Origin of the sequence: Pseudonocardia sp. CA-107938, assembly GCF_050936315.1 — a bacterium.
In the GTDB taxonomy this organism is placed as follows: domain Bacteria; phylum Actinomycetota; class Actinomycetes; order Mycobacteriales; family Pseudonocardiaceae; genus Pseudonocardia.
On the sequence record NZ_JBNJNA010000001.1, the window covers coordinates 518,697 to 543,202 of the forward strand.

Genomic DNA, 24,506 nt, shown 5'->3' on the forward strand with positions numbered 1-24,506 from the left:
CACCGGGTGCGGTCCTCACACACGTTGCTGCATGTGTGCGGACCGCACCGGGTGTGTGAGGTCGGCCTGCCTAGACTGGGCCCGATCGGCCGGAGGGGGTTCGATGCAGCCGCTTCAGCCGGGCGACCCGGTCGCCGTGGGCCGCTACCGCCTGGGCGGGCGGCTCGGTAGCGGCGGCATGGGCCAGGTGTACTGGGGGCGCTCGCCGAGCGGCCGGCCCGTCGCGATCAAGGTGGTGCACCCGCACCTCGCCGGCCGGTCGGACTTCCGCCGCCGGTTCGCCCAGGAGGTCGAGGCCGCGCGGCGCGTCGGCGGGTTCCACACCGCCCCCGTCGTCGACGCCGATCCCGACGGCGACCCGCCGTGGCTGGTCACGGCCTATGTGGCAGGCCCCTCACTCGCCGCCGCCATCAAGCGCGTCGGGCGCTTCGACGTCCCGACGCTGCGCGTGCTGGGCGCCGGTCTCGCCGAGGCGCTCGAGGCCGTGCACGCGGCCGGACTGGTGCACCGTGACCTCAAACCGGCGAACATCCTGCTCGCCGAGGACGGCCCGCGCGTGATCGACTTCGGGATCGCCCGCGCGCTGGACGGGCCCGACGCCGGCGGCATCACCGCCACCGGAGCGTCGGTCGGTACACCCCGCTTCATGGCGCCGGAGCAGTTCGGGGGCGAGCCGATCACCGGCGCCGCCGACGTGTTCGCATGGGGCTGCGTGCTCTGCCACGCGGCCGGCGCGCACCCGTTCGGCGACGGGAGCCCGGCAACGGTCGTCGGGGCCATCCTCCTGAAGCCGCCGCGGCTGGACGCCGTGCCGCCGCCGCTGGTCCCGGTGGTGGCGGCTGCGCTGGAGAAGGACCCGGCGCACCGCCCGACCCCCGCCCAGCTGCTCGACGCGCTCTCCGACGGCACGTCCTCGGACGGCTGGCTGCCCCCGCCGGTGCGGGCCATGCTGCCCGAGCACACCCTGCCGGACGCGACCCGCTCCGCGGTCGACGTCGGAACGGCGCGCACCCAGGTGATCGACGGCGGCCGCACGCACCGCATCACGCCGCGACAGCCCGTCCGGGCCCACGCGTACACCCCGCCGCCCCAGCCGATGCCGGCCCCGGCGCCACCGCCGCGCACCCGCCGCGGGCTGCTCGCCGTGGCGCTGATCGGCGCGTTCCTCGCCCTGGTCGTCATCGCGGTGATCATCGGGGCCAGCCTGAGCTCGCGCACCCCGACGATCACGGCCACGGACGCACCGACCGCCACGAGCGAGCCGACCACAGGACCAGTCACTGCGTCGGCCGTCGACCCGTCCACGACGGTCGACCCGGCGGCGTTCGTCGGGAGCTGGCAGACCGTTCCGGGCGCCGCCCGAGAGATCTCCCTCAGCATCACGTCCGCGGACGCGAGCGCCGGGTCCTTCGACCTGGCGATCACGATCACCGGGGCGGCGGAGTGCGGCGGCAGCGACAACCTCACCGGCAAGGCCAGCGGCAGCCCCGTGGACGACTCGATGGCCGCGAACTGGGAGCTGACCTGCAGCAACGGAGGCACCGGCAGCGCGTCGTTCACCGCGCTGTACACCTACGACCCGGCGTCCGGGCAGCTGCACGACGCCCAGGGGATGCAGTACACCAAGCAGTGATGCTCAGATGGCGCGGTAGTCGCGCGGGGAGAACCGCGGCCCGAACCGCGGCCGCTTGAACCCCGACACCTCCACCAGCCGCACCGCCCGCCCGCGCTGCGGCGCGTAGGGCGCGAGCACCTCGGCCATCTCCGTGTCGTCGATCGGCCGGCCGAGCAGGGCCCAGCCGACGAGCGTGGGGATGTGGAAGTCGCCGTAGCTGACGGCGTCGGCGTCGCCCCAGACCCGCTGGGCCACCTCGGCCGCCGTCCACACCCCGATGCCGGGCACGTTGCGCAGCAGCGTGCGGCCCTCGACGCCGCCGAGCTCGGCGGCCCGTTCCAGCCGCCGCGCGACGGACGCGCAGGCGAGGATCGCGCGGCGGCGCGAGAAGTCGACGCCGGCGCGGTGCCACGCCCACTCGGGCACGGCCCGGATCTGCTCGGGCGTGGGCGGCACGCGCAACCCGTCCGGTGCGGGGCCGGGCGCGGGCTCGCCGAAGCGGCGGCACAGCTCCCGCCACGAGCGGCGGGCCTCGATGCCGGTGACCTTCTGCTCCAGCACCGACGGCACCAGCACGTCCCACACCCGCATGCTGGCGCCGAACCGCAGCCCGGGTCGGAGCCGGGCCGCGTCGGCGATCAACGGGTGGTGGGCGACGAACTCGTCGGGACGGTCGTGCACACCGAGCAGCGCGGGCACCCCGTCGAGCGCCCAGTCGGCGCCCGGCCCCCATGCGGTCGTGACGACGGTGCCGTCCGCGCGGCGGTGCATCCGCGTGGTGACGGGGCCGGCCGGGCTCGTCGACGCCCGCCACACCGGCGCCCCGTGCCCGGCGGTGACGAACGCGGGATCGCCGGCGCCGCGGCGCAGCGGGGCGAGCACGCCGGCCAGGTCGAGCGGGTAGTCCGGCCGCCACTCCCGGACCAGGCCGTCAGACATCGGGCGAGAAGCGCACCCCGTGCGGCGGCAGCGTCACGCCCGGCCACACCCGGGCGCCGTGTCGCAGCTCGCACTGCGCGCCGACGACCGCGCGGTCGCCCACGACGCTGTCGACCAGCACCGCGCCCTCGTGCACCTGGGCCCCGAACCCGACGATCGAGTGCCGGACCAGCGCGCCCGCCCCGACGACGGCCCCGTCGAACAGCATGGCGCCCTCGACGCGCGCACCCGGTCCGATGCGAACGCCACGGCCGACCGTGGTGCCCCCGAACACGAGCGCGTCGGGGGCGAGCTCGGCGCCCTCCAGCACGAGCCGGTCCCCGACCGGCCCCGGCAGCGCAGCCGACGGCGCGATGCCGCGCACGAGGTCGGCGGAGCCGTGCACCAGGTCACCGGGGGTGCCCAGGTCGCGCCAGTACGCGGCGTCGACGTGCCCCCACACGCGCGCGCCCTCGGCGAGCAGCCCGGGGAACGTGTCGCGCTCCACCGACACCACCCGTCCGGCCGGGATCTGGTCGATCACCTTGCGGCGGAACACGTAGCAGCCGGCGTTGATCTGGTCGGTCGGCGGATCCTCGGTCTTCTCCAGGAACGCCTGCACCCGGCCCTCGGCATCGGTGGGCACGCAGCCGAACGCGCGCGGGTTCTGCACCCGCACCAGGTGCAGGGTGACGTCCGCGTCGGTGCGCCGGTGCGTGTCGACGACCGCGGTGAGATCGGTGCCGGCGAGGACGTCGCCGTTGAAGACCATGACCGTCTCCGCGGTCAGGTGATCGGCGACGTTGCGGATGCCGCCACCCGTCCCGAGCGGCTGCTCCTCGGTGACGTAGATCAGCTCCAGGTCCAGGGCGGCGCCGTCGCCGAAGCCCGCCTCGAACGTCTCCGCGAGGTAGCTGGTGCCGAGCACGACCCGCCGCACCCCCGCCGCCCGGATCCGCGACAGCAGGTGCGCGAGGAACGGCACGCCCGCCGTCGGCAGCATCGGCTTCGCCGCCGCGAGCGTCAGCGGCCGCAACCGCGTCCCCTTGCCGCCCACCAGGACCACGGCCTCGACATCGTCCAGCACCCGGGCAGTCTAGGAGGCGGCACCGTCCACGCCGCCCACCCGCCAGAACAGGCGGTTGCGCAGGCACTCGCCGAGGTAGGGCACGCCCGAGCTGTACCCCGAGCCGGGCCGGTCGCCCAGCATCCGGGCGGCCAGCGAGCGGTGGGTGGCCTTCCAGCGCTGGTGGGCCGCCTCCAGCCGGCGCACAGCGGCGGTCAGCCGCTCGGTCGGGGGCACGTCGAGCAGGGCGCGAGACAGGTCGTCGCCGCCCGCCAGCGCCTCCGCGCGCACCGCCGGGACGCCGTCGAACGCCATCGACGCGAGCCGCTCGGCCCTCGGCCGCCCGCACGCCACCTCGAACCGCTTGTACTGGTCGGACTGCACGGCGCTCGCGCCCTCGGTGTGCGTGCGGAAGTCGGCGAACGCGTCCGCTGACATCGTCGCGACGATGCGGAACAGCAGCTGAGCGCGTTCGAACACGGTGCCGGCGTGGTCGAGGTGCGCGACCGCCCCGTCGACGTCGCCGGCACGCAGGGCCGCGGTGGCGGCCCGGACGTCCGCGACCAGCACGGTGAACGTCAGCTCGTGGCACTGCAGCGAGCGGATGAAGAAGTGCTCGTCGTGGCGGGTCGACACCGGCAGCACGGTCAGGTCGAGCCAGCCCGCGGCGGGGGCGTCGGGCAGCCCGTCGAGCGGGCAGGCCGGTTCGACCGTCTCGCCCAGGCAGCGACCGACGAACCGGCGCGCGTGCCGCACCCGCTTGCGCAGGACGTCCGGGGCGGGCGAGTCGGGGGATCCGGCGTTGTGCAGCTCGTGCCGGACGACGTCGGCCATCAGGAGGGCCGCGAGCCGGTCCGGATCCAGCCCGACCAGCTCCAGCAACGGCAGCGCCAGGTAGTGCCGGTTGACGAACCGGCCGTCGCGGCGCGCGAGCACGCTGTCGAGGAATGCCCGCAGGTGCGGGCCGGTGCCGCGGTCGCGCAGCGCGTCCAGCTCGGCCAGGAACGACGCGGGCAGCGCGGCGCTGCCCACCGCGCGCACGCGCGCGGCGACGTGCCGGGCGAGCGCGAGACCGTCGGTGTGGTCGTCCATGCGGACACGGTGCGCTCCACGACCCCACCCGCGGCATCCCCGCCGGGGACGGATCAGCCCACCGGCCGGTCAGGTTTTCCTCACCGGACGGGAAGCGCGCTCAGTCGTCGGTCGCGTCGATGCCGTCGAGCTCGTCCAGCAGCTCCGCAGCCTCGACGTCGCCGGCGTCGGCCCCGGCCTGCAGGTAGCCGCGGGCCTCGTCGGGGCGGCCGGTGTCGAGCAGGAAGCGGCCCATGGTGACCGCCCACCGCGGCTCGTCCGCGTCGACGGCCGCGCGGAACTCCCGCTCGGCGGCCTCGAGTGCCCCGATGTTGACCAGGAAGGTGCCGTAGGCGGTGTGCGCGCGGACGGCGCCGAGCTGCGCGGCCTGCAGGTACAGCCGCTCGGCCTCGGTGTCGCGCTCCTGCGCGACGCGGACGTCGCCGAGCGCGACCAGCGTGTCCGGGTTGGCCTCGTCGACGTAGCGCTCTGCGGTGTCCACGGCGGCACGCAGGTTCCCCGACTCCAGGTGCAGCTCGACGAGGTTCGCGGGCGCGACGGGATCCCCCGCTGCCGCAGCCTGCTCGAGGACGAACTGGGCCTCGGCGGGGCGGCCGCGGTCGCGCAGCAGGATCGCCAGGTCGTTGGCCGCCGCGACGTCGCCGGAGGAGACGGCGAGCCGGTACGCGTCCTCGGCCGCGTCGACGTCGCCCACACCGGCCAGCGCGACGCCGAGCCGTCCGGCGAACTCGGTGTGCCCGGCCGCGACGCGCGGGGCGAGCCAGTCGACGGCGGCATGCCAGCTCCCGCTGTCGAGGTAGGCGCGGACGAGGAGGTCCTCCGCGTCGGGTTCGCCGGCTGCGACGGCGCTGCGCAGCACGTCCACCGCTTCCCGGTTGCGCCCGGCGCGCAACAACGCGATCGCTTCGTCAGTGCGCGTCGTACTCACCGTCACCCCTGTGGGTTACCCGCTGGGTAGGTCGCGATAACCCTCCGGTACGCGGTGCGCCGCAGCCGTTCGGGCACGAGCCGGTACCCGCCACGGACGGCGACGTTGCGCAGGAACTGCGCCGGCGTGGTGAACCCGAGCCCGCGGAATCGCCACTGCAGCGCCAGCTCGGCGCGCAGCTGCGGCCAACCACCCCGCCGGGCGTACGCGCCGGCGCCCACCCGGTAGGCCACCAGGGGCTCCGCGACGTTCGCGACCCGCGCGCCCACCATGATCAGCTTCGCCCAGAGCAGGTAGTCCTCCATCAGCGCGAAGTCCCCGTACCCGCCGACGGCCTGCACGAGCTCGCGCCGGTAGACGACGGTCGGGTGGTTGAACGGGGACGCGAACCGCGAGCGTGCCCGGATGTCCGCCGCCGTGACGGGCGGGGTGCGGCTGCCGACCACGTCGTCGACCTCGACGCCGAACTCCAGCAACCCCGATCCCAGCAGGTCGACCCCGGACTCCATGATCGGCAGCTGCGTGGCGAAGCGGTGCGGCAGGGAGACGTCGTCGGCGTCCATGCGGGCGACGAACTCGTGCCGGCACGCGGCCAACCCGGCGTCGAGGGCGGGCCCGAGCCCGCCGTTGCGCTCCAGCGCCACGACGTCGACCGGCACGGACGCGGCGGCGGCCAGCTCGTCGATGCGGGTCTGCAATGCGGCGGGCACCGGCCCGTCCCGGACGATCACGACCTGGTCAGGGCGGCGCGTCTGCTCGTCGGTCACCGAGTGGAACGCCGTCGCGAGGTGGTCGGCGTCGTCCCCGGCCCAGACGGGCAGCAGCACCGAGAGCACGGCACTCCTTCTGAGTAGTCCTTCGGCGACACGCGGAACACGTCCGGTGGGACTCCCGCAGAAGTTGCACCCTAGACCGGTGAGCACCCGGGGCACGGCGACGGTCCGCCGCCCCGGCGTGCCGCCGCCACCGCCGCCGCCGAAGCGGACGTGGCGGCGCCGGATCCGCATCGCGCTCGTCGTCGCGCACGTGCTGGTGCTGGCCGCGGCCGGCACGGCGTGGAGCCTCTACCGCGACGTCACGGCGGGCATCGTGACGACCGACGTCGTGTCGGGCGACTCGTCGGACGGCGCGCAGAACGTCCTGCTCGTCGGCGTGGACAGCCGCACCGACACCAAGGGCAACCCGCTGCCCGACGAGGTGCTGCGCCGGCTGCACGCCGGCCCCGACACCGGCGTGCTGAACTCCGACACGATCATCCTGCTGCACGTGCCGGACGGCGGCGGCGCGGCCGCGGCGTTCTCCATCCCGCGCGACAGCTACGTCGACATCCCCGGGTACCGCACCGACAAGATCAACGCCGCGTACCCGGCGGTGACGGCGTTGACGGCGGAGAAGCTGGTCGCCGAGGGCGGGCACCCTCGCCAGGAGATCGACGCGCTGGCGCGGCAGGCCGGGCGGACGGCGCTGGTCAAGGCCGTCGAGGAGCTGACCGGGGTCTCCGTCGACCACTACGCGGAGATCAACCTGCTCGGCTTCGCGAACCTCACCCAGGCCGTCGGTGGCGTGGACGTGTGCCTGCGCGCCGCCACGTCCGACGAGCTGTCCGGCGCGGACTTCCGGGCCGGGCCGCAGACGCTCAGCGGCGCGGACGCACTGTCGTTCGTCCGGCAGCGGCACGGCCTCCCGCAGGGCGACCTGTCGCGGATCCGCCGCCAGCAGGTGTTCCTCGCCGCGGTCGCGCACAAGATCCTCTCCGCCGGCACGCTCACCGACCCGGCGAAGCTGTCCGCGCTGGTCGGGGTCGCGCAGGACACCCTGGTCATCGACTCCGGCTGGGACCTGCTCGGCTTCGCGCAGCAGGCGGCCGGGATCGCGCGCGGCAACCTGGAGTTCGTGACCATCCCGACCCTCGGCACGCAGACGATCGACGTCGGCAGCGTGGTGAAGGTGGACCCGTTCCAGGTGCACGACTTCGTCGACCGCACGATCGCCGACCAGGCGGCCAAGGCGGAGGAGGCCGCGAAGGCCACGCCGCCACCTGCGGCGCCCGGCCCGCTGACGATCATCCCGAGCCGGTACGCGGTGGACGTGCGCAACGGCTCGTCCGTCAAAGGGCTGGCCGTGACCGTCGTCGACCGCATGCGCGACCTCGGGTTCCTCCGCGGCAGCACCGACAACTTCGAGCCCACCGAGGAGTCGGTGGTGCGCTACACCGGCGCCGACCGCGGCGCAGCCCTGCAGGTGGCCGAGCAGCTCGGCGGGCTGCCGGTGGAGGCGAGCGACGAGACGGTCGCGGGGCACCTCCTCGTCATCCTGGGCTCGGACTTCGACCGTTCAGTGCTGCCCACCCCGGCCCCGCGCACTACGGCGGCGCCGCCACCCCCCACCGCACCGATCACGGCCGACGGGGTGCCCTGCATCGACTGACGCCCCCGGGGTGATCGCTACGGTGGGTCCGTGAGCTTGACCGACGCCCTGCTCGGGCCCGTCCTGCGCGGTCCCGGATCCGCCCGCCCCCTCGTCACGTTCTACGACGACGCGACGGGGGAACGGATCGAGCTGTCCGGGGTGACCACGGCCAACTGGGCCGCCAAGGCCGCCAACCTGCTGCGCGACGAGTGCGACGTCGAACCCGGCGGCCGCGTGGCGGTGCTGCTGCCGGCGCACTGGCAGACGGCGGCGGTGCTGCTCGCCGCGTGGTCGTGCGGGGCGGAGGTGGTGGCCGATCCGGCCGGCGCCGACGTGGTGGCGTGCGACGCCGAGCGACTCGACCTGGCGCTCGGCGCCGACGCCGGTCGGGTGGTCGCGCTCTCGCTCGACGCGTTCGGCAAGGGGGTGGCCGGGTTGCCCGGCGGGGTCGTCGACTTCGCGACCGAGGTGCGGCTGCACGGTGACGACTTCGTGCCGTGGGAGCCGGTGCCCGGTTCGGCGCTCGCACTGCGCGGCGAGACCGTCGACCGGGTGCTCGACCTGTCCCGCATCCGCGCCGAGGCACTCGGCATCGGCGCCGGCGACCGCGTCCTCTCCACCCTGGACTGGACGGCAGAAGGCCTGGTCGACGGCCTGCTCGCCCCGCTGGCCGCGGGCGCGTCGCTGGTGCAGGTGCGCAACGCCGACCCCGACCGGCTGGACCGCAAGGCGTCGTCCGAGAAGGTCACCGTCCGGCTGGGCTGACGCAGCTCATCCCGCTGCCGCAACGACCTCCCTCGCCACCTCGGCGAAAGCCCGGATGGCGGCGTTCTCCCGGTCCGTGCGCCACACCAGCACGCTCTCCGTCGGCGGCGTGTCGAGGAACGGGACGTGCGTCACGTCGGGGTGGCGGTAGTACGTGGTGAACGACGCGACGGTCGGATGCACGATGTCGCCGCGGGCGACGAGGTGCAGGACGTCGCTGCTCATCGTGATCGCGGGGCCGCGCCGCACGGGTCGCCCGCTCGGGGTGGTGGCCGGGAAGAAGTCGTCGTACAGCCGGGCCGGGATCCCGGCCCGGGAGATGACGGTCCAGTCGCCGAGGTCCTCGAGCGTGGCGTGGCCGCGTTCGGCGAGCGAGTGGCCGACGTGCACGAGCAGGATGCGCTCCTCCAGGCTCAGGCGCGGGCCGATCGTCAGGTCCGGCTCGGAGATGGGCTGCCGCTGGCACATCAGGTCGTAGGCGCCCTGGCGCAGCCGGCCGAAGTCGCCGGGGAACTCCTCGGCGACGACCAGTCGGCACGCCGGGTACCGCGCCTGGAACACCCGGGTGATCTCGGTGAACGACGGCCCGGCCATCGAGTAGGTGGGCACGCACAGTCGCAGGACCCCGGTAACCCCCTTTGCCCGGTCGGCGGCGCTGGCCACGGCCCGCTGGATCTGCTCGTAGCCCGGGCGCAGCTCGTCGCGCAGGTGCTCGCCGAGCGGCGTCAGCTCGACCCGCCGGCTGGTGCGGTCGAAGAGCTTGCCGCCGATGCGGTCCTCGAGTGCCCTGATCGTCTGGCTGATGCGGGACTGGGTGAGGTAGAGCCGCTCGGCGGTGCGTCCGAAGTGCAGCTCCTCGGCGAGCACGAGGAAGATCTCCAGCTCCCTCATCTCCATACCGACAGCGTACCGATCGAGTAGCTCGACTAATGGGTGCCGTGCGAAGTCGGCCGTTGATGGCCGGTGACGACCACCCCATCCTCAGTGCCATGAACAGCGCCATGAACACCACAGACATCTCCACCGCCGGCTACGCCAACGTCAACGGCCTGCGCATGTACTACGAGGTCCACGGCAGCGGCGGAACTCCGCTGGTGCTGCTGCACGGCGGCGTCATGACGATCGACACCACGTTCGGTGCCGTCCTCCCGGAGCTGGCGGCGAACCGGCAGGTGATCGCCGTCGAGCTGCAGGCCCACGGGCACACCGCCGACATCGACCGCGCCATCACGCTGGACGGCCTCGCAGCCGACGTCGTCGCCCTGCTCGACGAGCTCGGCATCGAGCAGGTCGACCTGTTCGGCTTCAGCCTCGGCGGGCTCACCGCCCTGCGGGTGGCCATGCTGCATCCCGACCGGGTTCGTCGGCTGGTGGCCGCCGCCACCCACTTCCGCAGCTCCGGCTACCACTCGGGCATCCGCGACGGCGCACCCGACACCGCCGGCCGGATGCCGACCGCCGAGGAGTTCCAGCAGTGGCAGGAGTCCTACGAGCGGGTCGCCCCGGACCCGGACCAGTTCTTCGCGCTGGCCGCGAAGGCCACGCCGGCACCCGACGACGTCGACGGCTGGACGGAGGACGAGCTGCGGGGGATCACCGCGCGCACCCTCCTGGTGGTCGCCGACAACGACTTCGTCCGGCTCGACCACGCGGGCGCGATGCGGGACCTGATCCCGGGCGCCCGGCTGGCGGTCGTCCCCGGGGCCACCCACACCGGCCTGATGCGCCGCACCGCCATCCTCCTCCCGCTGGTCGAGTCGTTCCTCGCGGAGGAGGGCTGACGGCCGCGTGCCACTTCCGCTCGTCAGCAGCGGCGCCGCCGTCATGGGCCGCGGCCCGGTCGAGGTGGTGCGGGGTTTGCGGTGATCAAGGGCGAAATGCCGTTCGCAGAGATCGACAAGCGACGATCTGCCCTTGATCACCGACACCCCCGGCCGCGCCTCACCTTCGCGCCTACCGGGGAACGCGCCGGCCTACTTCAGCAGCGCCCGCGCCATCACCATGCGCTGGATCTGGTTCGTGCCCTCGTAGATCTGCGTGATCTTCGCGTCGCGCATCATGCGCTCGACCGGGAAGTCCTTGGTGTAGCCGGCGCCGCCCAGCAGCTGCACGGCGTCGGTGGTGACCGACATGGCCGTGTCGGACGCGAAGGTCTTCGCGGCGCTGGAGATGAACCCGAGGTTGGGCTCGCCGCGCTCGGCCCGCGACGTCGCGACGTACACCAGCTGGCGGGCCGCCTCCACGCGCATCGCCATGTCGGCGAGCATGAACTGCAGGCCCTGGAACTCGGCGATGGCCCGACCGAACTGGCGGCGCTCCTTCACGTAGGAGATCGCGACGTCGAGCGCACCTTGCGCGATGCCGACGGCCTGCGCGCCGATGGTGGGACGGGTGTGGTCCAGGGTGGCCAGTGCGGTCTTGAAGCCGGTGCCCTCGGCGCCGATGATCCGGTCGCCGGGGATGCGGCAGTTCTCGAAGTGGATCTCGCGCGTCGGCGAGCCGTTGATGCCGAGCTTGCGCTCCTTCGAGCCGACGACGAAGCCCGGGTCGTCCTTGTGCACCACGAACGCCGAGATGCCGTTCGCCTTCTTCTCCGGGTCGGTGACGGCCATGACCGTGTACCACGTGGAGACGCCGGCGTTGGTGATCCAGCACTTCGTGCCGTTAAGCACCCAGTCGTCGCCGTCGCGGCGGGCCCGGGTCTTCATCGACGCGGCGTCGGAACCGGCCTCGCGCTCCGACAGCGCGTAGCTGATCATCGCGTCGCCGGCCGCGATCGACGGCAGCACCTGCTTCTTCAGCTCGTGCGACGCCGACAGCAGGATCGGCGTCATGCCCAGCCCGTTGACGGCCGGGATCAGCGACGACGACGCGCAGGCCCGGGCGACCTCCTCGATCACGATGCACCCGGCCAGCTCGTCGGCGCCCTCCCCGCCGTACTCCTCCGGGATGATCACCGCGTGGAACCCGGCCTTGGTCAGGGCGTTCTGCGCCTCTATCGGGTAACGCCCCTCCTCGTCGACCTCGGCGGCGTGGGGGGCGATCTCCTTGGTGGCGAGATCGCGGACGGCCTCGCGCAGCGCGGTGTGCTCCTCGCTGAGCTGGTAGGCGTCGAAGGCAGGGTCCATGCCGTCCAGCGTAACGGCACGCAGTGCCACGAGCAAGGATCGTTGCTACCCTGCGTGCCATGACGGTGGCGCGCAGGGGGCGGTCCGAGGCCGGCCGGGCCGAAGTGCGGCGCGACCTCGTCGCCGCCGCGGTCGCGCTGTTCGCCGACCAGGGCTACGACGCCACCACCGTCGACGACATCGCGGCAGCCGCCGGTGTCGGACGGCGGACGTTCTTCCGCTACTTCCGCGCCAAGGAGGAGGCGGTCTCCCCCGACCACGCGTCCGCGCTGGCCCGCGTCGGCGAGGTCTTCGAGTCCGCCCACCCCACCGAGTCGCCGGCCGCGCTCGCCCTGCGCGCCGGCGAGACGGTCTTCGACCTCTACACCGACGACCCCGCCCTCTCCGTGGCGCGCTACCGGATCACGCACGACGTGCCGGCGCTGCGCGACCGCGAGTCGGCCAGCGTCGACCACTACCGCCGGCTCTTCACCCGCCACCTGCGCACGCGCCTCGCCACCGACCCGGACGGCGATCTGCGGGCCGCCGTCATCGGCTCGGCCGTGGTGGCCGCGCACAACCTCGCCCTGCGCACCTGGCTCGCCGCCGGCGCGCCGGCCGGCGGGATCGCGGCGATGGTGGCGCGCTACCGCGCGGTGTCCACCATGCTCCCCGTCGAGCAGCCGGCGCTGGCGCAGGTGACGGAACGCCTGGAAGCAGCGGTCGTCCGGCTGGAGCAGCAGCCGGGGGTCGCTCGCTGATCAAGGGCAGAATGTCGCTGTCGAAGATCGACAAGCAACATTTTGCCCTTGATCAACTCACCCCCCCGCCCGGCTCAGGCCACCAGCTCCACCGGAGCCGCGGGCTGCGCGAGCTCCCACAGCCGCTCGGCGAGCTCGTCCGGGTCGACGCGCGGCATCGGGCCGCTCTGCACCTCGTCGTAGTAGCCCTGCTCGACGAGCGCCTCGGCCGCGCTACCCCTGATCAGCCGGCCGATCTGCAGGCTCGCCACCCGCACCCCGCTGGCCTCCACGTCGCGCGCGAGCGCCCGCAGGTAGGTGAGCAGCGCACCCTGCCCGACGCTCACGCTGCCCAGCTCGGGCATCGGCTCGCGCACCGCGACGCCCTGCGCCACCAGGAACGCGCCCGAGCCGCGCGCCACCATCCCGGGAACGATCACGTGCGCGATGTCCACCGGCGAGAGCAGGTTCAGCGGCAGCCAGGTGGCGAGCGTCGCGGCGTCCAGGGCGGAGACGGCGACGGGCAGGCGCTCGGTGCCGCCGGGCGCGTAGACCACCACGTCCGGCGTCCCGACCTGCTCGGCGGCCGCCCGCGCCGCTGCCGGATCGGCGAGGTCGGCGAGCAGCCGGTCGGCCGTGACCCCGTCCGCGCGCAGCGCGGCCACGAGCGGGTCGACGGTGGTGGCGTTGCGGCCGACCAGGGTGACGGCGTGCCCTTCGCGGGCGAACCGGCGGGCGGTGGACAGGCCGAGCGCGGGCCCGGCACCGAAGACGACGATCGACTTATCTTGAGCCATGCCTCAAGTTCTACCGTAACTTGAGGTGACCCTCAACAAGTAGACTCGACGGATGCCCTCGAGCACGCTCCGCGCGGACGCGCGCCGCAACCGCGAGCGGCTCCTCAGCGCAGCGCGGGAGGTCTTCGCCGAGTCCGGGCTCGACGCGTCGCTGGAGGAGATCGCCCGCCGCGCCGGCGTGCGCGTCGGCACGCTGTACCACCACTTCGGCAACCGGGCGACGCTCGTCGACGCGGCCGTCGCTCCCCAGGTCGAGGCGTCGGTCGAGCTCACCGAGCGCGCGCTGGCGAACCCCGATCCGTGGCAGGGGCTGGTGGATCACCTCACCACGCTCGCCGAGTGGCAGGCGAGCGACCGCGGGTTCACCGAGGTCTGCGTGCGCACCCTCCCGGCCGACTCGGCCACCGAACGGGCCAAGGCCCGCGGCCACACCCGCTACCTGCAGCTCATCGCCCGCGCACACGAAGCCGGGGTGCTGCGAACGGACGTCGGCCCGGCCGACGTCGGCCTGCTCCTGTGGGGCGTCGTCCGCGCCACGGAGGGCTTGCGCGAGGTGCTCCCCGACGCCTGGCGCCGCCACGTCTGCGTGCTCCTCGACGGGCTCCGGGCCGGCTCGGCCACCCCGTTGCCCGGCGCGCCGCTCGACCCGGCGATGGTCGCCACGGCCATGCGGTTCCCCTGAGCGACGTCACACAGCGCACGGCCACGGCACACACGTTGCAACCTGTGCGCGGTGGCCGCGGGATGTGTGACGTCCCTGGACATGCGTGATCCCCGGGCCGCACCGGCTGGTGCGTCACCGAGCTGGACGGGCTCGGACCCGGGGATCACGGGTGACTGTCTGGGATTGGCCGGCACCACACCCGGCTTCCACAAACCGTCGGAGACATGTCCTGTGGTGCTAGCGGACAGCCACCTCACAAGTCCTGCAGCTAATCAACGCTGGACCACCTCCTCTCCTGTGTAGCGCCAGGCTACGACCGGAACCGGCGATCTCGCCATGATTTTTACGAGCTGTTCACGCGCTCCCGCAGCGCAGCGTCCTTGGCCAGCACGGACTGCTCCAACCCCGCCTGGAAGAGGGCCACCTTCGCGCGGAGCTCGGGGTCGCCGGCAGCCAGGATCCGCACCGCGTACAGGCCCGCGTTGCGCGCGCCGCCGATCGCCATCGTGCCCACCGGCACCCCCGCCGGCATCTGCGCGATCGACAGCAGCGAGTCCATCCCATCGAGCGTCCGCAACGGCACCGGCACGCCGATGACGGGCAACGTCGTCGCGGACGCGACCATGCCGGGCAGATGGGCCGCACCACCCGCACCGGCGATGATCACCTGGATGCCGCGGTCCGCCGCCGACGCCGCGTAGTCGAGCATCCGCTGGGGCGTGCGGTGCGCGGAGTACACGCCCACCTCGTAGGGCACCTCGAACTCGGCGAGCGCCTCGGCCGCGGCCTCCATGACCGACCAGTCCGAGTCGCTGCCCATGATCACGCCCACGACCGCGTCAGGCATGCGCGGCCTCCTTCCCGACACCGTGGATCGACCAGCCGTCCGCCCACTCCGCGGTGGACAGCCACGCGGCGGCCAGCGCCGCCCGCTCCCGCACGACCACCGGATCGTCGCCCAGCGCCGTGACGTGCCCGATCTTGCGCGCCGGGCGGGCGGCCTTGCCGTAAAGGTGGATCTTGACGTCCGGGAACCGCGCGAACAGGTGATGGCAGCGCTCGTCCATGGACATCACCGGCTCGACGTCCGCGCCCAGCACGTTCGCCATCACCACCGCAGGCGCGGTCATCGTCGTGGCACCCAGCGGGTAGTCGAGCACCGCGCGCAGGTGCTGCTCGAACTGCGACGTGCGCGCGCCCTCGATCGTCCAGTGGCCCGAGTTGTGCGGCCGCATCGCCAGCTCGTTGACGACCATCGCACCCGAGGCGGTCTCGAACAGCTCCACGGCCAGCAGCCCGGTCACGTCCAGCTCGGTGGCGATCCGCAGCGCCGTCGCCTGGGCCGCCGCGGCCACGTCCGGGTCCAGGCCGGGGGCCGGTGCGAGCACCTGCACGCACTGCCCGGCCTCCTGCACCGTCTCGACGACGGGCCACGCCGCCGCCTGCCCGAACGGCGAGCGCGCCACCAGTGCGGCCAGCTCGCGGCGCATCGACACGCGCTGCTCCGCCATCAGTGGGGTGCCCGCCGCCAGCAGCTCCGCCACCAGCGCCGGGGTGGCGTCGAGCCACACGCCGCGCCCGTCGTAACCGCCGCGGACGGCCTTCAGCACGGCCGCGCCGTGCCGCTCGACGAACTCCGCGAACCCGGCCGGCGACGTGATCTCGGCGAACGGCGGCACCGCAACCCCCAAATCCGCCAACCGGCGGCGCATCACCAGCTTGTCCTGCGCGTACCGCAGCGCGTCCGGGCCCGGCCGAACCGTGACGCCGGCCGCGACCAGCGCCCGCAGGTCCGCCTGCGGCACGCCCTCGTGGTCGAACGTCACCACGGCCGTACCGGCCGCGAACGACCGCATCGCCGCCAGATCCGTGCCGTACGCGACGTCGCGGCAGACCAGCGCCGCCGGGTCGTCCGGCTTCGCGGCCAGCACCCGCAGCGACTGCCCCAGCGCGATCGCGGCCTGGTGCGTCATCCGTGCCAACTGACCGCCGCCGATCATGCCCACGACCGGCAGCTCCGGTGCATCGTCCACGGTCAGGAGACCTTACGGGAGCGCCCCCGTCCGGCTGTGATCTCGGTCCTTCGGCACAATGTCAGGGATGACGATGGTCGAAGCGGTGCTCTACCGCATCCCGCAGCCGTACCGGGATGTGGCGATCCAGCATCGAGAGCTGATCAAGTTCGCCTTCGTCGGCGGCGCCACCTGGATCATCGACACCACGGTGTTCCTGCTGCTCAAGAACACCGTCCTGGTCGAGAAGCCGCTCACCGCGAAGATCTTCGCGGTGCTCGTCGCCACCATCGCCTCCTACGTGTTCAACCGCGAGTGGTCCTTCCGCACCCGCGGCGGCCGCGAACGCCACCACGAGGCCGCGCTGTTCTTCCTGATCAGCGGCATCGGCGTCGCCGTCTACACCGCACCGCTGGCCGTGTCCCGCTACGTGCTGGACCTGCAGGTGCCCGCCGTCTCCCTGTTCACGCAGGAGGTCGCCGACTTCGTCAGCGGCCAGATCCTCGGCGTCCTGCTCGGCATGGCGTTCCGCTGGTGGGCGTTCCGCCGCTTCGTCTTCCCGGACGAGAACGTGCGCCGCCAGTTCCCCCCGGACTGACCCGCACCCACGCACCGCGAGTTCGCCATTCCGACAGGGCGAGTTGGCCCTCTCGGCAGGATCTGTCGGCCGAGTCGCCCTGTCGAACCGGCCAACTCGCGCTGCTGCACCGGGCAACTCGCGGTCCAGAACCGGGCAACTCGCGAGGACGAATCCCGCGACTCGCCGACGCGAGATCCGCGACTCGCGGACACCAGACCCGCGACTCGCGCACGCGGGAACCGCAACTCGCCGTCAGCGGGGGCTGGCCGGGCGGGGGGCGCCGACGAGGTCGTCGGCCCTGGCCGCCGGCAGGAACACGGAGAACATCGCGGGGCGGGCGCGGGAGAGCTCCAGCCGGCCCCCGTCGGCCTCGACGAGCGCCCGGGCCAGCGCCAGCCCGAGCCCGGTCGACGACCCGACGGACACGCCCCGGTCGAACACGTGCGGCACCAGCTCCTCCGGCACGCCGTGCCCGCCGTCGGAGACCTCGATGACGATGGAGTTCTCGGTGGCGCGCGCCGCGAGCAGGACGGTGCCGTCGCCGTGCTGGATGGCGTTGTCGACGAGCGCGCCGACGGCCTCGCGCAGCCGCGCCGGCGTGACCCTGGCCAGCAGGCCGTCCGGGAGCCGCACCCGCAGTGACCGCCCGGCGGCGCGCAGTGCAGATCGCCACTCGTCGGCGACGGTGGTCAGCAAGGTCCGCAGGTCCTGCACCTCCGCCCCGGCGGAACGGGCGGCACGGGCGGCCTCGAGCAGCTCGTCGAGCACCTCGGTGAGCTTCTCGGTCTGCTCCAGCGCAGCCAGTGCCTCGCGCCGGGCGCTCTCGTCGGGGTGGGTGGCCAGCTCGTCGAGCCGGAGCTGCAACGCGGTGAGCCGGCTACGGAGCTGGTGGGAGACGTCGCCGACGAGGTCACGTTCGCGACGCAGCAGGTCGGCGAGCGCCCCGGCCGAGGTGTCCAGCACGTCGGAGACGCGGTCCAGCTCGGGGATCCCGTGCCGGTGCGGGGCGGCGCGGAAGTCGCCTGCGCCGAGCCGCGCGGCCCGGTCGGCGACGTCGGAGAGCGGCTCGGCGAGCCGGCGAGCCGTCCAGATCGCGACGCTCGTGCCGGCGGCGACCGACAGCACCACCAGCAGCACGACGATGAGCGTCACCTGCAGCTGCTGGGTGCGCAGCGTCGAGTTCGGCTCGGAGATGGTGAGCAGCCCACCCGGCGCGAACGGCAGCGTCTCGACGACCGACGTGCGCGGATCGCGTTCCGGCCCGACGGCCAGCACCTGCCGCCCGTCCAGCTCGACGACGAGCCGCCCGCCGGCGGGCAGCGCCAGCTCCACCTGGGACGGTTCGAGCGCCGCGATGGCGCCGGGGTCGTCGAGCCTGCCGGCGATCTGCTCGAGCGTGCCGGTGAGCTCTGCGCGCGCGACGTCCTCGACGAGCCGCCAGGTCGTGAACGCGAGCGGCACACCCAGCACCAGACCCATGATCGTGACCACGATCAGGGTCGACTGCAGGATCCGGCGGCGCATGGATCAGTCGTGGTTGAACCGGAAACCGACCCCGCGCACGGTGGCGATGCGCTGCTCGCCGCCGATCTTGCGGCGCAGCCACGACATGTGCATGTCGAGTGTCTTGGACGTCTTGAGGTCGGGGTCGTGCCACACCTCGCGGAGGATCTCGTCGCGCGTGACGACCTGCCCGGCGCGCAGCATGAGCACGCGCAGCAGCTCGAACTCCTTGTTGGCGAGGTTGACCTCGGCGCCGTCGACGAGCACCCGCCGCCCGGACAGCTCCATCCGCACCCCGCCGACGTCCACGGTCTCGGGGGTGAGCCGGCGCAGCAGCGCGCGCACCCTGGCGAGCAGCTCGGCGAGCCGGAACGGCTTGCCGACGTAGTCGTCCGCGCCGGCGTCGAGGCCGACGACGAAGTCGACCTCGTCGGTGCGGGCGGTGAGCATGAGCACCGGGAGGTCGGGGAAGTCGAGCCGCACGCGGCGGCACACCTCGAGCCCGTCCATGCCGGGCAGGCCGAGGTCGAGCAGCAGCAGGTCGATGCCGCCGTCGCGCACCCGGCCCAGTGCCGTGTTCCCGTCGACGGCGACGTCGACCTGGTAGCCCTCCCGCTGCAGCGCGCGCGAGAGGGGTTCCGCGATCGCGGCGTCGTCCTCCGCGAGCAGCACCGTCGTCACGCACCGAACTCTATGCCCGGGGAAGATGATCGGTGTGAGCCCCGATCTGGACCTGGCCCTCCGGCTGGCCGACGCCGCCGACGCCGTCACGCTCGACCGCTTCCGCGCGGCCGACCTCCAGGTGACGAGCAAGCCCGACCGCACGCCCGTCACCGATGCCGACACGGCCACGGAGGCGCAGCTGCGCGCGCTGCTCGCCGCCGAGCGACCGGACGACGTCATCCTCGGTGAGGAGGAGGGCGGTTCGGTGGCGATCCGTGGCCGCGGCTGGGTGATCGACCCGATCGACGGCACCAAGAACTTCTCCCGCGGCGTGCCGGTCTGGGCCACGCTGATCGGCCTGACCGTCGACGGCGAGGCGACGGTCGGCGTGGCGAGCGCGCCTGCGCTGGGCCGCCGCTGGTGGGCCGCGCGCGGCGAGGGCGCGTGGACCGACGACGCGGGGGGCGCGCCCCGGCGCATCGCCGTCTCGCGGATCACCGAGCTCGCCGACGCCTACCTGACCACCACCGACGCCCGCTCGTTCGCGGACATCGGCAAGGACCGGCAGTGGCAGGAGCTCGGCGAGTCGGTGTGGGAGACCCGCGCGTTCGGCGACTTCTGGATGTACTGCCTGCTCGCCGAGGGGGTGCTGGACATCGCCGTCGACGCCGTGGCGAACCCGTGGGACCTCGCCGCGCTCGTCCCGATCGTGACCGAGGCGGGCGGCCGGCTGACCGACCTGGCGGGATCCGACGGGTTCGCCGGCGGCAACGGGGTGGCGACCAACGGCGCTCTGCACGACGCCGTGGTCGCCGCGCTCACTCCGTGACCGGCGGGCTGATGCCCTCGCGGCCGCCGAGCTCGCGGTCCAGCGTCTCCTGCGCGTCGCGCATCGACGCCGCGTACTGCGGCTCCGCGAGTCGCGCCATCCCCACCTCGGGGGCCACGTCCTCCACCTGTGCCACGACCCACCAGATGTTGCCGAACGGGTCGCGCACCCGTCCGCCGCGCTGACCGAAGGCGCTGTCCGACAGCTCCGTGACGATCCGCCCGCCCAGCTCGACGGCGCGCGCCATGGCTGCGTCGGCGTCGGGCACCCACACCCGCAGCAGCGACGGCAGCGCCGGCCAGCCCTCCTTGCGGTCGAACGCCAGCACGACCGTGTCGCCGATGCGGATCTCCGCGTGCCCGATCGACCCGTCCTGCAGCGGGACGCGCATGAGCTCCTTCCCGTCGAAGGCGCTGGTGATGAAGTCGAGGAGCGCGGCGGTGTCGTCGGTGACGATCCACGGGGCGACGGTCGTGTACTGCTCGGGCTGTGTCATGGGACGAGCCTATGAGGCACAGCGGCCACTTCCTGTCCTCAATTGCCGCCGGGTTACGGTGCATCCGTGCCTGATCTGTACTTCGAGGACCTCACGATCGGCCGGGAGTTCGATCTCGGCACCGTCACCGTCGACCGCGACGAGATGATCGCGTTCGCGCAGCGGTTCGATCCCCAGCCGTTCCACGTCGACGAGCAGGCCGGCAAGGAGTCGATCTTCGGTCAGCTGGCGGCCTCGGGCTGGTACACGTCCAGCCTGTGGATGCGCGCCTACGTCGACCACGTGCTGTCGCGCGCGGCGTCGCTCGGCTCGCCCGGCGGTGACGAGGTGGCGTGGCCCGCGCCCGTCTTCGCCGGCGACGAGCTCGCCTTCTCGCTCGTGATCGAGGACGCCCGGCGCTCGAAGAGCCGCCCGACGATGGGCCTGGTCACCCTGCGCGCGCTGGCCCGCCGCGGCGACACCGACGTCTACCGCGGCCGGTTCGTCGGGATGTTCAGCACTCGGGACTAGGAAGGCCCGAAGACCTCGTGCAGCGCCGAGATCGGCGGCAGGTCCGCGACGAACCCGAACCGGCCCGCGCGCATCTGGCGCGCCCCGTCCATGAAGGCCTTCAGCGCGAGCCGGGAGAGCGCGCCGCCGATGCTGACCCGGCGCACCCCGATCTCGCCCAGCTGCTCCAGCGTGATCGACGGATCGGCGAAGCCCATCACGACGTTGACGGGCCTGCCCACCGACGAGACCACGGCCCGCATCTCGTCCAAGGTGCGCAGGCCGGGCGCGTACAGCACGTCCGCGCCGGCTTCCTCGAACGCCTGCAGGCGCTTGATCGTCCCGTCGAGGTCACCGAGGCCGTAGAACAAGCTCTCGGCCCGCGCCGTGAGCACGACGGGGATCGGCAGGCCGTGCGCGGTCTCGACGGCCGCCCGGATCCGGTCCACGGCCAGGCCGAACCCGTAGATCGGATCGCGACGGTCCCCGGTGGCGTCCTCGATGGACGCGCCGACCGCGCCCGCCCGTGCCGCCGCCTCGATCATCGTCGCCGCCTCGGCGGGATCGTCGGCGAAGCCGTTCTCGAGGTCCGCGTTCACCGGTAACGCGGTCGCCCGGTCGAGCTCCGCGCAGTTGTCCAGGATCTCCTGGCGCGACGCGCGGACGCGACCGGCCGTGTTGGCCACGCCGAGGCTGGTCGTCGCCAGTGCCTCGAAGCCGAGTGCAGCCAGGAGCCGGGCCGTCCCGGCGTCCCACGGGTTCGGGAGCAGCAGCGGCTCGGGCCGCTCGTGCAGCTCACGGAACCGCGCAGCCTTCGTCGCCTGGTCGGTCGTCATGCCTCCACCGTGCCCGCAGCCAGGACATACGTCCAATGCATAGATCTGACACCGACTCATCAGGAATACTGATCGAGTGACTTTCGACGAGGTCGAGACGTTCGTCTGCATCGCCGAAGTGGGGGGCTTCACCGAGGCGGCGCGACGGCTGCACCGCTCGCAGCCCGCCGTCAGCCGGCGGATCCACGAGCTGGAGCACCGCCTGGGTGCGCCGCTGTTCGATCGAACCGGCCGTCGAGCGACGCTCACGGACGCGGGACGCGCGCTGCTCCCGTACGCGGAGGCGGCCCTGGCCGCGGTGCGCGACGGCGAGAGCGCGGTCCGCGACCGGGCAGGCCGTGGCCCGACGCGTTTCCGCCTGGCGATCGTCGGGACCCTTGCCGACTCGCACATCGTGGACCTGCTGCGCGAGTTCACCGCGCGATCTGCCGACGTCTCGGTCGACCTGCGCACGGCGCCCAGCCGCGAGGTGAGCGCGCTCGTCCGGTCCGGCGAGGCCGACCTCGGCCTGCGCTACCACCCCGACCCCGACCCCAAGCTCGAGTCGATCCCGCTCGGCGAGGAGAAGCTCTACGTCGTGGTACCGGCCGGCCACCGCATCACCGCGGACCGGCTACCGGACCTGGGGCCGCTGCACGACGAGCAGTGGCTCGGCTTCCCGGCCGAGCGCGGGCAGTCCGGGTCCTTCCGCGGCATCCTCGAACGGCAGCTGGCGGCAGCCGGCATGGCGAACCCGGCGATCACGACGGTCGACAGCCTCACCGCGCAGAAGCGGCTCATCGAAGCCGGGTTCGGCGTCGCGCTCATGCCGGTGGCCAACATCCGGGAGGAGCTGCGGATCGGCAGCCTGCGCGTGATCGACGTGGACGGCCTGGACGCGCGCATCCCCGTCGTCGCCGTCCGGCGGGCCGGCGGCTACCGGAGCCGGGCGGTGACCGAGTTCCTGGCGCTGCTGACGCACTAGCTCAGTACTCGGGATCGACCAACGCGTCGATGTCGATGCGCAGCGGAAACGGCTCGCTCACCGCCAGCTCGCCGGTGGCGGTCTGACTCTCCCGGTAGCCGTCGCCCGGCGCGCCGAGCCCGAACACGGTGATCGACGGGGCGGGCGGCTCGATGTCGACCACCCAGTAGTGCGGGATCCCGGCCTCGGCGTACTCGTAGGCCTTGAGGACCAGGTCGACGTTGCGGGTGCCGGGCGAGATGATCTCGATGGCCAGTCGCACGTCGGCGGCGGCAGCTCGCTTCTTCGAGGTGTCCGCCGGCACCACGACGATGTCCGGGGCGCGAACGATCGGTGGACCTTCCGCGCGGACCACGACCTCGAAATCGGCGACGCACCTCCAGTCGCGAGGTAACTGGCGCCGAAGATGGTAGGCCAGCTCGACCAGCACTTCCTGATGCGTCATGTTCGGTCGCGGTGACATCACGAGAACGCCCTCCTGCAGCTCGTAACGGGCCGAGCTGTCCTCGGGCAGCGCGTCGTACTCCTCGAGAGTCATCAGCGCTCCGTGCAGGGGCATGGCCATGCGGAGAGTGTGCCGCACGACACCGACGGTTCGGGGCAGAACCGCTCAGCTCACCCGCCGCCGAGCGCCCGCACCACCCGTGACGGCGACGGGCGGCCGAGCTGCTCGGCCATCCACGTGCTGGTGGCGACGAGCGCGTCGAGGTCGACGCCGTGCGCGATGCCGAGGCCGTCGAGCATCCAGACGAGGTCCTCGGTGGCGAGGTTGCCGGTGGCCGACTCGGCGTAGGGGCAGCCGCCCAGCCCGCCGGCCGACGCGTCGACGGTGGTGACGCCGCGGCGCAACGCGGCGAGGGTGTTGGCGAGCGCCTGGCCGTAGGTGTCGTGGAAGTGCACGGCCAGCTGCTCCACGCCGATGCCGGCAGCGACGCACGCGTCCAGGACCGCGTCGACGTGCCCGGCCGTGCCGGTGCCGATGGTGTCGCCGAGGGAGATCTGGGCGCAGCCTCCCTCGACGAGCCGCGCCGCGACCGACGCGACCTGCGCCGGCGCGACGGCGCCCTCCCACGGGTCGCCCCAGCACATCGACACGTAGCCGCGGACCGTCAGGCCCGCGTCGCGCGCCCGGTCCAGCACCGGGGTGAACATCTCGAACTGGGAGTCGAGCGTGCGGTTGAGGTTGCGCTGCGCGAACGTCTCGGTGGCGCTGGCGAACACCGCGACGTGCGAGAGGCCGGCCGCGATCGCGCGGTCGAGCCCCCGCTCGTTGGGCACGAGCACCGGGTAGTCGACGCCGTCGCGGCGGCGCAGGCCGGCGACCAGCTCCTCCGCGTCCGCCAGCTGGGGCACCCACTTCGGGTGCACGAAGCTGGTGGCCTCCAGGGTGGTCAGACCGGCATCGGCGAGCCGGTCGAGGAACTCGACCTTCACCTCGACCGGCACGATCGTCTGCTCGTTCTGCAGCCCGTCGCGGGCGCCGACCTCGTAGATCGTGACGCGTTCCGGGAGCCCGTCCGCGGGCACGTGCATCGGCAGGCTTCTAGTCGTGCTCATCGGCGACCTCCTGGTAGAGCAGCGCGTGCACCCGCTCGACCCCGGGGACGTCGGTGAACTCCAGCGGCTCGTCCGACGCCGACTCGATGATCAACGTGCCGCAGCCCAGCAGCCGTTCGAGGACGGTGTGGCGGAACTGGACGCTGTTGATGCGGCTCATCGGGATGTCGAGGCCGTGCCGGGCGATCAGCCCCTCGCGCACGAGCACCCGGCGGGTGGTGACGACGAAGTGCGTGGTGCGCCAGCGGATCAGCGGCTTCACCGTGAGCCACCCGATCAGGCCGAGCGCGACCGCCGCGATCGCGATCCACGCCCACAACGCCCAGGTCTGCGCGCTCACCAGCGCCGCGAGGAAGCTCGCCGCCGCGACGATCAGCAGGAACGCCAGCACGGGCCCGACCAGCATCTTCCAGTGCGGGTGCTTGTGCATGACGACCTGCTCGCCGTCGACGAGGAGCTCGTCGGGATAGGCCACG

Annotated in this window: 27 protein-coding genes; 10 read left to right on the forward strand and 17 right to left on the reverse strand. The window is 73.2% G+C overall.

From position 1 onward, the window contains the following. Positions 1 to 103 precede the first annotated feature (103 nt). Positions 104 to 1,633, forward strand: coding sequence for a serine/threonine-protein kinase (locus ACQEVB_RS02560; protein WP_432964326.1), 1,530 nt, complete (start codon positions 104 to 106; stop codon positions 1,631 to 1,633). A 3-nt stretch (positions 1,634 to 1,636) separates the two neighbouring features. Here the strand turns inward: ACQEVB_RS02560 and ACQEVB_RS02565 are convergent, their stop codons facing one another. The 5 genes from ACQEVB_RS02565 to ACQEVB_RS02585 form a co-directional block, all read right to left on the reverse strand. Continuing rightward, the gene (locus tag ACQEVB_RS02565) at positions 1,637 to 2,554 is read right to left on the reverse strand and encodes a DNA-3-methyladenine glycosylase family protein (protein WP_432964329.1); all 918 of its coding nucleotides are present in this window, start codon (positions 2,552 to 2,554) and stop codon (positions 1,637 to 1,639) included. Continuing rightward, a complete protein-coding gene (locus ACQEVB_RS02570) occupies positions 2,547 to 3,617 on the reverse strand; it encodes a sugar phosphate nucleotidyltransferase (protein ID WP_432980085.1) in 1,071 nt (356 codons plus the stop codon). Before ACQEVB_RS02570 ends, ACQEVB_RS02565 begins: the two co-directional genes overlap by 8 nt. Positions 3,618 to 3,629: 12 nt before the next feature. Then, complete coding sequence (locus ACQEVB_RS02575; protein WP_432964332.1) at positions 3,630 to 4,691, reverse strand: tryptophan 2,3-dioxygenase family protein; 1,062 nt, start codon at positions 4,689 to 4,691, stop codon at positions 3,630 to 3,632. Between the two features lie 100 nt (positions 4,692 to 4,791). Continuing rightward, positions 4,792 to 5,619: a tetratricopeptide repeat protein gene (locus ACQEVB_RS02580; RefSeq protein ID WP_432964335.1), complete on the reverse strand. Its 828-nt coding sequence runs from the start codon at positions 5,617 to 5,619 to the stop codon at positions 4,792 to 4,794. A 2-nt stretch (positions 5,620 to 5,621) separates the two neighbouring features. Next, positions 5,622 to 6,455: a glycosyltransferase gene (locus ACQEVB_RS02585; RefSeq protein WP_432964338.1), complete on the reverse strand. Its 834-nt coding sequence runs from the start codon at positions 6,453 to 6,455 to the stop codon at positions 5,622 to 5,624. Positions 6,456 to 6,534: 79 nt separating this feature from the next. Here ACQEVB_RS02585 and ACQEVB_RS02590 point away from each other — a divergent pair, with 79 nt between their 5' ends. Both ACQEVB_RS02590 and ACQEVB_RS02595 read left to right on the forward strand, forming a co-directional pair. Continuing rightward, positions 6,535 to 8,046, forward strand: a complete 1,512-nt coding sequence (locus tag ACQEVB_RS02590; protein WP_432964341.1) for an LCP family protein — start codon at positions 6,535 to 6,537, stop codon at positions 8,044 to 8,046. A gap of 30 nt (positions 8,047 to 8,076) precedes the next feature. Next, positions 8,077 to 8,793 carry a TIGR03089 family protein gene (locus ACQEVB_RS02595; RefSeq protein ID WP_432964344.1) on the forward strand — a complete coding sequence of 239 codons (717 nt, stop codon included), beginning with the start codon at positions 8,077 to 8,079 and terminating at the stop codon, positions 8,791 to 8,793. A gap of 6 nt (positions 8,794 to 8,799) precedes the next feature. On the opposite strand, the gene ACQEVB_RS02600 is transcribed toward ACQEVB_RS02595, so the two are convergent. After that, positions 8,800 to 9,690 carry a LysR family transcriptional regulator gene (locus ACQEVB_RS02600; RefSeq protein WP_432964347.1) on the reverse strand — a complete coding sequence of 297 codons (891 nt, stop codon included), beginning with the start codon at positions 9,688 to 9,690 and terminating at the stop codon, positions 8,800 to 8,802. Between the two features lie 92 nt (positions 9,691 to 9,782). Here ACQEVB_RS02600 and ACQEVB_RS02605 point away from each other — a divergent pair, with 92 nt between their 5' ends. Continuing rightward, positions 9,783 to 10,574, forward strand: coding sequence for an alpha/beta fold hydrolase (locus ACQEVB_RS02605; protein WP_432964350.1), 792 nt, complete (start codon positions 9,783 to 9,785; stop codon positions 10,572 to 10,574). A 192-nt stretch (positions 10,575 to 10,766) separates the two neighbouring features. On the opposite strand, the gene ACQEVB_RS02610 is transcribed toward ACQEVB_RS02605, so the two are convergent. Then, positions 10,767 to 11,921 carry an acyl-CoA dehydrogenase gene (locus tag ACQEVB_RS02610; RefSeq protein WP_432964352.1) on the reverse strand — a complete coding sequence of 385 codons (1,155 nt, stop codon included), beginning with the start codon at positions 11,919 to 11,921 and terminating at the stop codon, positions 10,767 to 10,769. A 59-nt stretch (positions 11,922 to 11,980) separates the two neighbouring features. On the opposite strand from ACQEVB_RS02610, the gene ACQEVB_RS02615 reads away from it, so the two are divergent. After that, entirely contained in the window at positions 11,981 to 12,661 is a 681-nt protein-coding gene (locus ACQEVB_RS02615; protein ID WP_432964355.1) for a TetR family transcriptional regulator, read from the forward strand. Between the two features lie 74 nt (positions 12,662 to 12,735). Here ACQEVB_RS02615 and ACQEVB_RS02620 read toward each other — a convergent pair whose 3' ends face one another. Then, on the reverse strand, positions 12,736 to 13,437 hold the full coding sequence (locus ACQEVB_RS02620; RefSeq protein WP_432964358.1) for an SDR family NAD(P)-dependent oxidoreductase: 702 nt from the start codon (positions 13,435 to 13,437) through the stop codon (positions 12,736 to 12,738). 52 nt (positions 13,438 to 13,489) lie between these two features. Here ACQEVB_RS02620 and ACQEVB_RS02625 point away from each other — a divergent pair, with 52 nt between their 5' ends. Next, a complete protein-coding gene (locus tag ACQEVB_RS02625) occupies positions 13,490 to 14,119 on the forward strand; it encodes a TetR/AcrR family transcriptional regulator (RefSeq protein WP_432964362.1) in 630 nt (209 codons plus the stop codon). A gap of 325 nt (positions 14,120 to 14,444) precedes the next feature. Here the strand turns inward: ACQEVB_RS02625 and purE are convergent, their stop codons facing one another. Then, complete coding sequence (gene purE, locus ACQEVB_RS02630; RefSeq protein ID WP_432964365.1) at positions 14,445 to 14,948, reverse strand: 5-(carboxyamino)imidazole ribonucleotide mutase; 504 nt, start codon at positions 14,946 to 14,948, stop codon at positions 14,445 to 14,447. Beyond that, on the reverse strand, positions 14,941 to 16,134 hold the full coding sequence (locus ACQEVB_RS02635; RefSeq protein ID WP_432964368.1) for a 5-(carboxyamino)imidazole ribonucleotide synthase: 1,194 nt from the start codon (positions 16,132 to 16,134) through the stop codon (positions 14,941 to 14,943). The genes purE and ACQEVB_RS02635 overlap by 8 nt, the downstream gene beginning before the upstream one ends. Before the next feature lie 67 nt (positions 16,135 to 16,201). Here ACQEVB_RS02635 and ACQEVB_RS02640 point away from each other — a divergent pair, with 67 nt between their 5' ends. Continuing rightward, positions 16,202 to 16,711 (forward strand): GtrA family protein, encoded by a 510-nt coding sequence (locus ACQEVB_RS02640; RefSeq protein WP_432964371.1) that lies wholly within the window; start codon positions 16,202 to 16,204, stop codon positions 16,709 to 16,711. Between the two features lie 234 nt (positions 16,712 to 16,945). Here ACQEVB_RS02640 and ACQEVB_RS02645 read toward each other — a convergent pair whose 3' ends face one another. Continuing rightward, a complete protein-coding gene (locus ACQEVB_RS02645) occupies positions 16,946 to 18,217 on the reverse strand; it encodes an ATP-binding protein (protein WP_432964373.1) in 1,272 nt (423 codons plus the stop codon). A 3-nt stretch (positions 18,218 to 18,220) separates the two neighbouring features. Continuing rightward, positions 18,221 to 18,877: a response regulator transcription factor gene (locus ACQEVB_RS02650; protein ID WP_432964376.1), complete on the reverse strand. Its 657-nt coding sequence runs from the start codon at positions 18,875 to 18,877 to the stop codon at positions 18,221 to 18,223. 25 nt (positions 18,878 to 18,902) lie between these two features. Between ACQEVB_RS02650 and hisN the strand changes: the two genes are divergently transcribed. Continuing rightward, the gene (gene hisN, locus ACQEVB_RS02655) at positions 18,903 to 19,688 is read left to right on the forward strand and encodes a histidinol-phosphatase (RefSeq protein WP_432964379.1); all 786 of its coding nucleotides are present in this window, start codon (positions 18,903 to 18,905) and stop codon (positions 19,686 to 19,688) included. On the opposite strand, the gene ACQEVB_RS02660 is transcribed toward hisN, so the two are convergent. Further along, on the reverse strand, positions 19,678 to 20,184 hold the full coding sequence (locus ACQEVB_RS02660; protein WP_432964382.1) for a VOC family protein: 507 nt from the start codon (positions 20,182 to 20,184) through the stop codon (positions 19,678 to 19,680). The genes hisN and ACQEVB_RS02660 overlap by 11 nt on opposite strands. Positions 20,185 to 20,250: 66 nt before the next feature. On the opposite strand from ACQEVB_RS02660, the gene ACQEVB_RS02665 reads away from it, so the two are divergent. Beyond that, complete coding sequence (locus ACQEVB_RS02665) at positions 20,251 to 20,694, forward strand: MaoC family dehydratase (protein WP_432964385.1); 444 nt, start codon at positions 20,251 to 20,253, stop codon at positions 20,692 to 20,694. Here the strand turns inward: ACQEVB_RS02665 and ACQEVB_RS02670 are convergent. Then, on the reverse strand, positions 20,691 to 21,509 hold the full coding sequence (locus ACQEVB_RS02670; protein WP_432964388.1) for an isocitrate lyase/PEP mutase family protein: 819 nt from the start codon (positions 21,507 to 21,509) through the stop codon (positions 20,691 to 20,693). The genes ACQEVB_RS02665 and ACQEVB_RS02670 overlap by 4 nt on opposite strands. A gap of 76 nt (positions 21,510 to 21,585) precedes the next feature. On the opposite strand from ACQEVB_RS02670, the gene ACQEVB_RS02675 reads away from it, so the two are divergent. Continuing rightward, a complete protein-coding gene (locus tag ACQEVB_RS02675) occupies positions 21,586 to 22,473 on the forward strand; it encodes a LysR family transcriptional regulator (protein WP_432964391.1) in 888 nt (295 codons plus the stop codon). Position 22,474: 1 nt separating this feature from the next. Here the strand turns inward: ACQEVB_RS02675 and ACQEVB_RS02680 are convergent, their stop codons facing one another. Genes ACQEVB_RS02680 through ACQEVB_RS02690 form a run of 3 tightly spaced genes read right to left on the reverse strand, consistent with a single transcriptional unit; the run spans position 22,475 to position 24,505 of the window. Beyond that, entirely contained in the window at positions 22,475 to 23,038 is a 564-nt protein-coding gene (locus ACQEVB_RS02680; RefSeq protein ID WP_432964394.1) for a Uma2 family endonuclease, read from the reverse strand. Between the two features lie 50 nt (positions 23,039 to 23,088). Then, positions 23,089 to 24,030 (reverse strand): hydroxymethylglutaryl-CoA lyase, encoded by a 942-nt coding sequence (locus tag ACQEVB_RS02685; protein WP_432964397.1) that lies wholly within the window; start codon positions 24,028 to 24,030, stop codon positions 23,089 to 23,091. Further along, on the reverse strand, positions 24,017 to 24,505 hold the full coding sequence (locus tag ACQEVB_RS02690) for a PH domain-containing protein (protein ID WP_432964400.1): 489 nt from the start codon (positions 24,503 to 24,505) through the stop codon (positions 24,017 to 24,019). The genes ACQEVB_RS02685 and ACQEVB_RS02690 overlap by 14 nt, the downstream gene beginning before the upstream one ends. Position 24,506: the final 1 nt, after the last annotated feature.

Coding starts and splice junctions, on each gene's coding strand:
- ACQEVB_RS02560 (WP_432964326.1), top strand. CDS start 104: ATGCAGCCGCTTCAGCCGGGCGACCCGGTCGCCGTGGGCCGCTACCGC.
- ACQEVB_RS02565 (WP_432964329.1), bottom strand. CDS start 2,554: ATGTCTGACGGCCTGGTCCGGGAGTGGCGGCCGGACTACCCGCTCGAC.
- ACQEVB_RS02575 (WP_432964332.1), bottom strand. CDS start 4,691: ATGGACGACCACACCGACGGTCTCGCGCTCGCCCGGCACGTCGCCGCG.
- ACQEVB_RS02600 (WP_432964347.1), bottom strand. CDS start 9,690: ATGGAGATGAGGGAGCTGGAGATCTTCCTCGTGCTCGCCGAGGAGCTG.
- ACQEVB_RS02605 (WP_432964350.1), top strand. CDS start 9,783: ATGAACAGCGCCATGAACACCACAGACATCTCCACCGCCGGCTACGCC.
- ACQEVB_RS02610 (WP_432964352.1), bottom strand. CDS start 11,921: ATGGACCCTGCCTTCGACGCCTACCAGCTCAGCGAGGAGCACACCGCG.
- ACQEVB_RS02615 (WP_432964355.1), top strand. CDS start 11,981: ATGACGGTGGCGCGCAGGGGGCGGTCCGAGGCCGGCCGGGCCGAAGTG.
- ACQEVB_RS02620 (WP_432964358.1), bottom strand. CDS start 13,437: ATGGCTCAAGATAAGTCGATCGTCGTCTTCGGTGCCGGGCCCGCGCTC.
- ACQEVB_RS02625 (WP_432964362.1), top strand. CDS start 13,490: ATGCCCTCGAGCACGCTCCGCGCGGACGCGCGCCGCAACCGCGAGCGG.
- purE (WP_432964365.1), bottom strand. CDS start 14,948: ATGCCTGACGCGGTCGTGGGCGTGATCATGGGCAGCGACTCGGACTGG.
- ACQEVB_RS02640 (WP_432964371.1), top strand. CDS start 16,202: ATGACGATGGTCGAAGCGGTGCTCTACCGCATCCCGCAGCCGTACCGG.
- ACQEVB_RS02645 (WP_432964373.1), bottom strand. CDS start 18,217: ATGCGCCGCCGGATCCTGCAGTCGACCCTGATCGTGGTCACGATCATG.
- hisN (WP_432964379.1), top strand. CDS start 18,903: ATGATCGGTGTGAGCCCCGATCTGGACCTGGCCCTCCGGCTGGCCGAC.
- ACQEVB_RS02660 (WP_432964382.1), bottom strand. CDS start 20,184: ATGACACAGCCCGAGCAGTACACGACCGTCGCCCCGTGGATCGTCACC.
- ACQEVB_RS02670 (WP_432964388.1), bottom strand. CDS start 21,509: ATGACGACCGACCAGGCGACGAAGGCTGCGCGGTTCCGTGAGCTGCAC.
- ACQEVB_RS02680 (WP_432964394.1), bottom strand. CDS start 23,038: ATGGCCATGCCCCTGCACGGAGCGCTGATGACTCTCGAGGAGTACGAC.
- ACQEVB_RS02685 (WP_432964397.1), bottom strand. CDS start 24,030: ATGAGCACGACTAGAAGCCTGCCGATGCACGTGCCCGCGGACGGGCTC.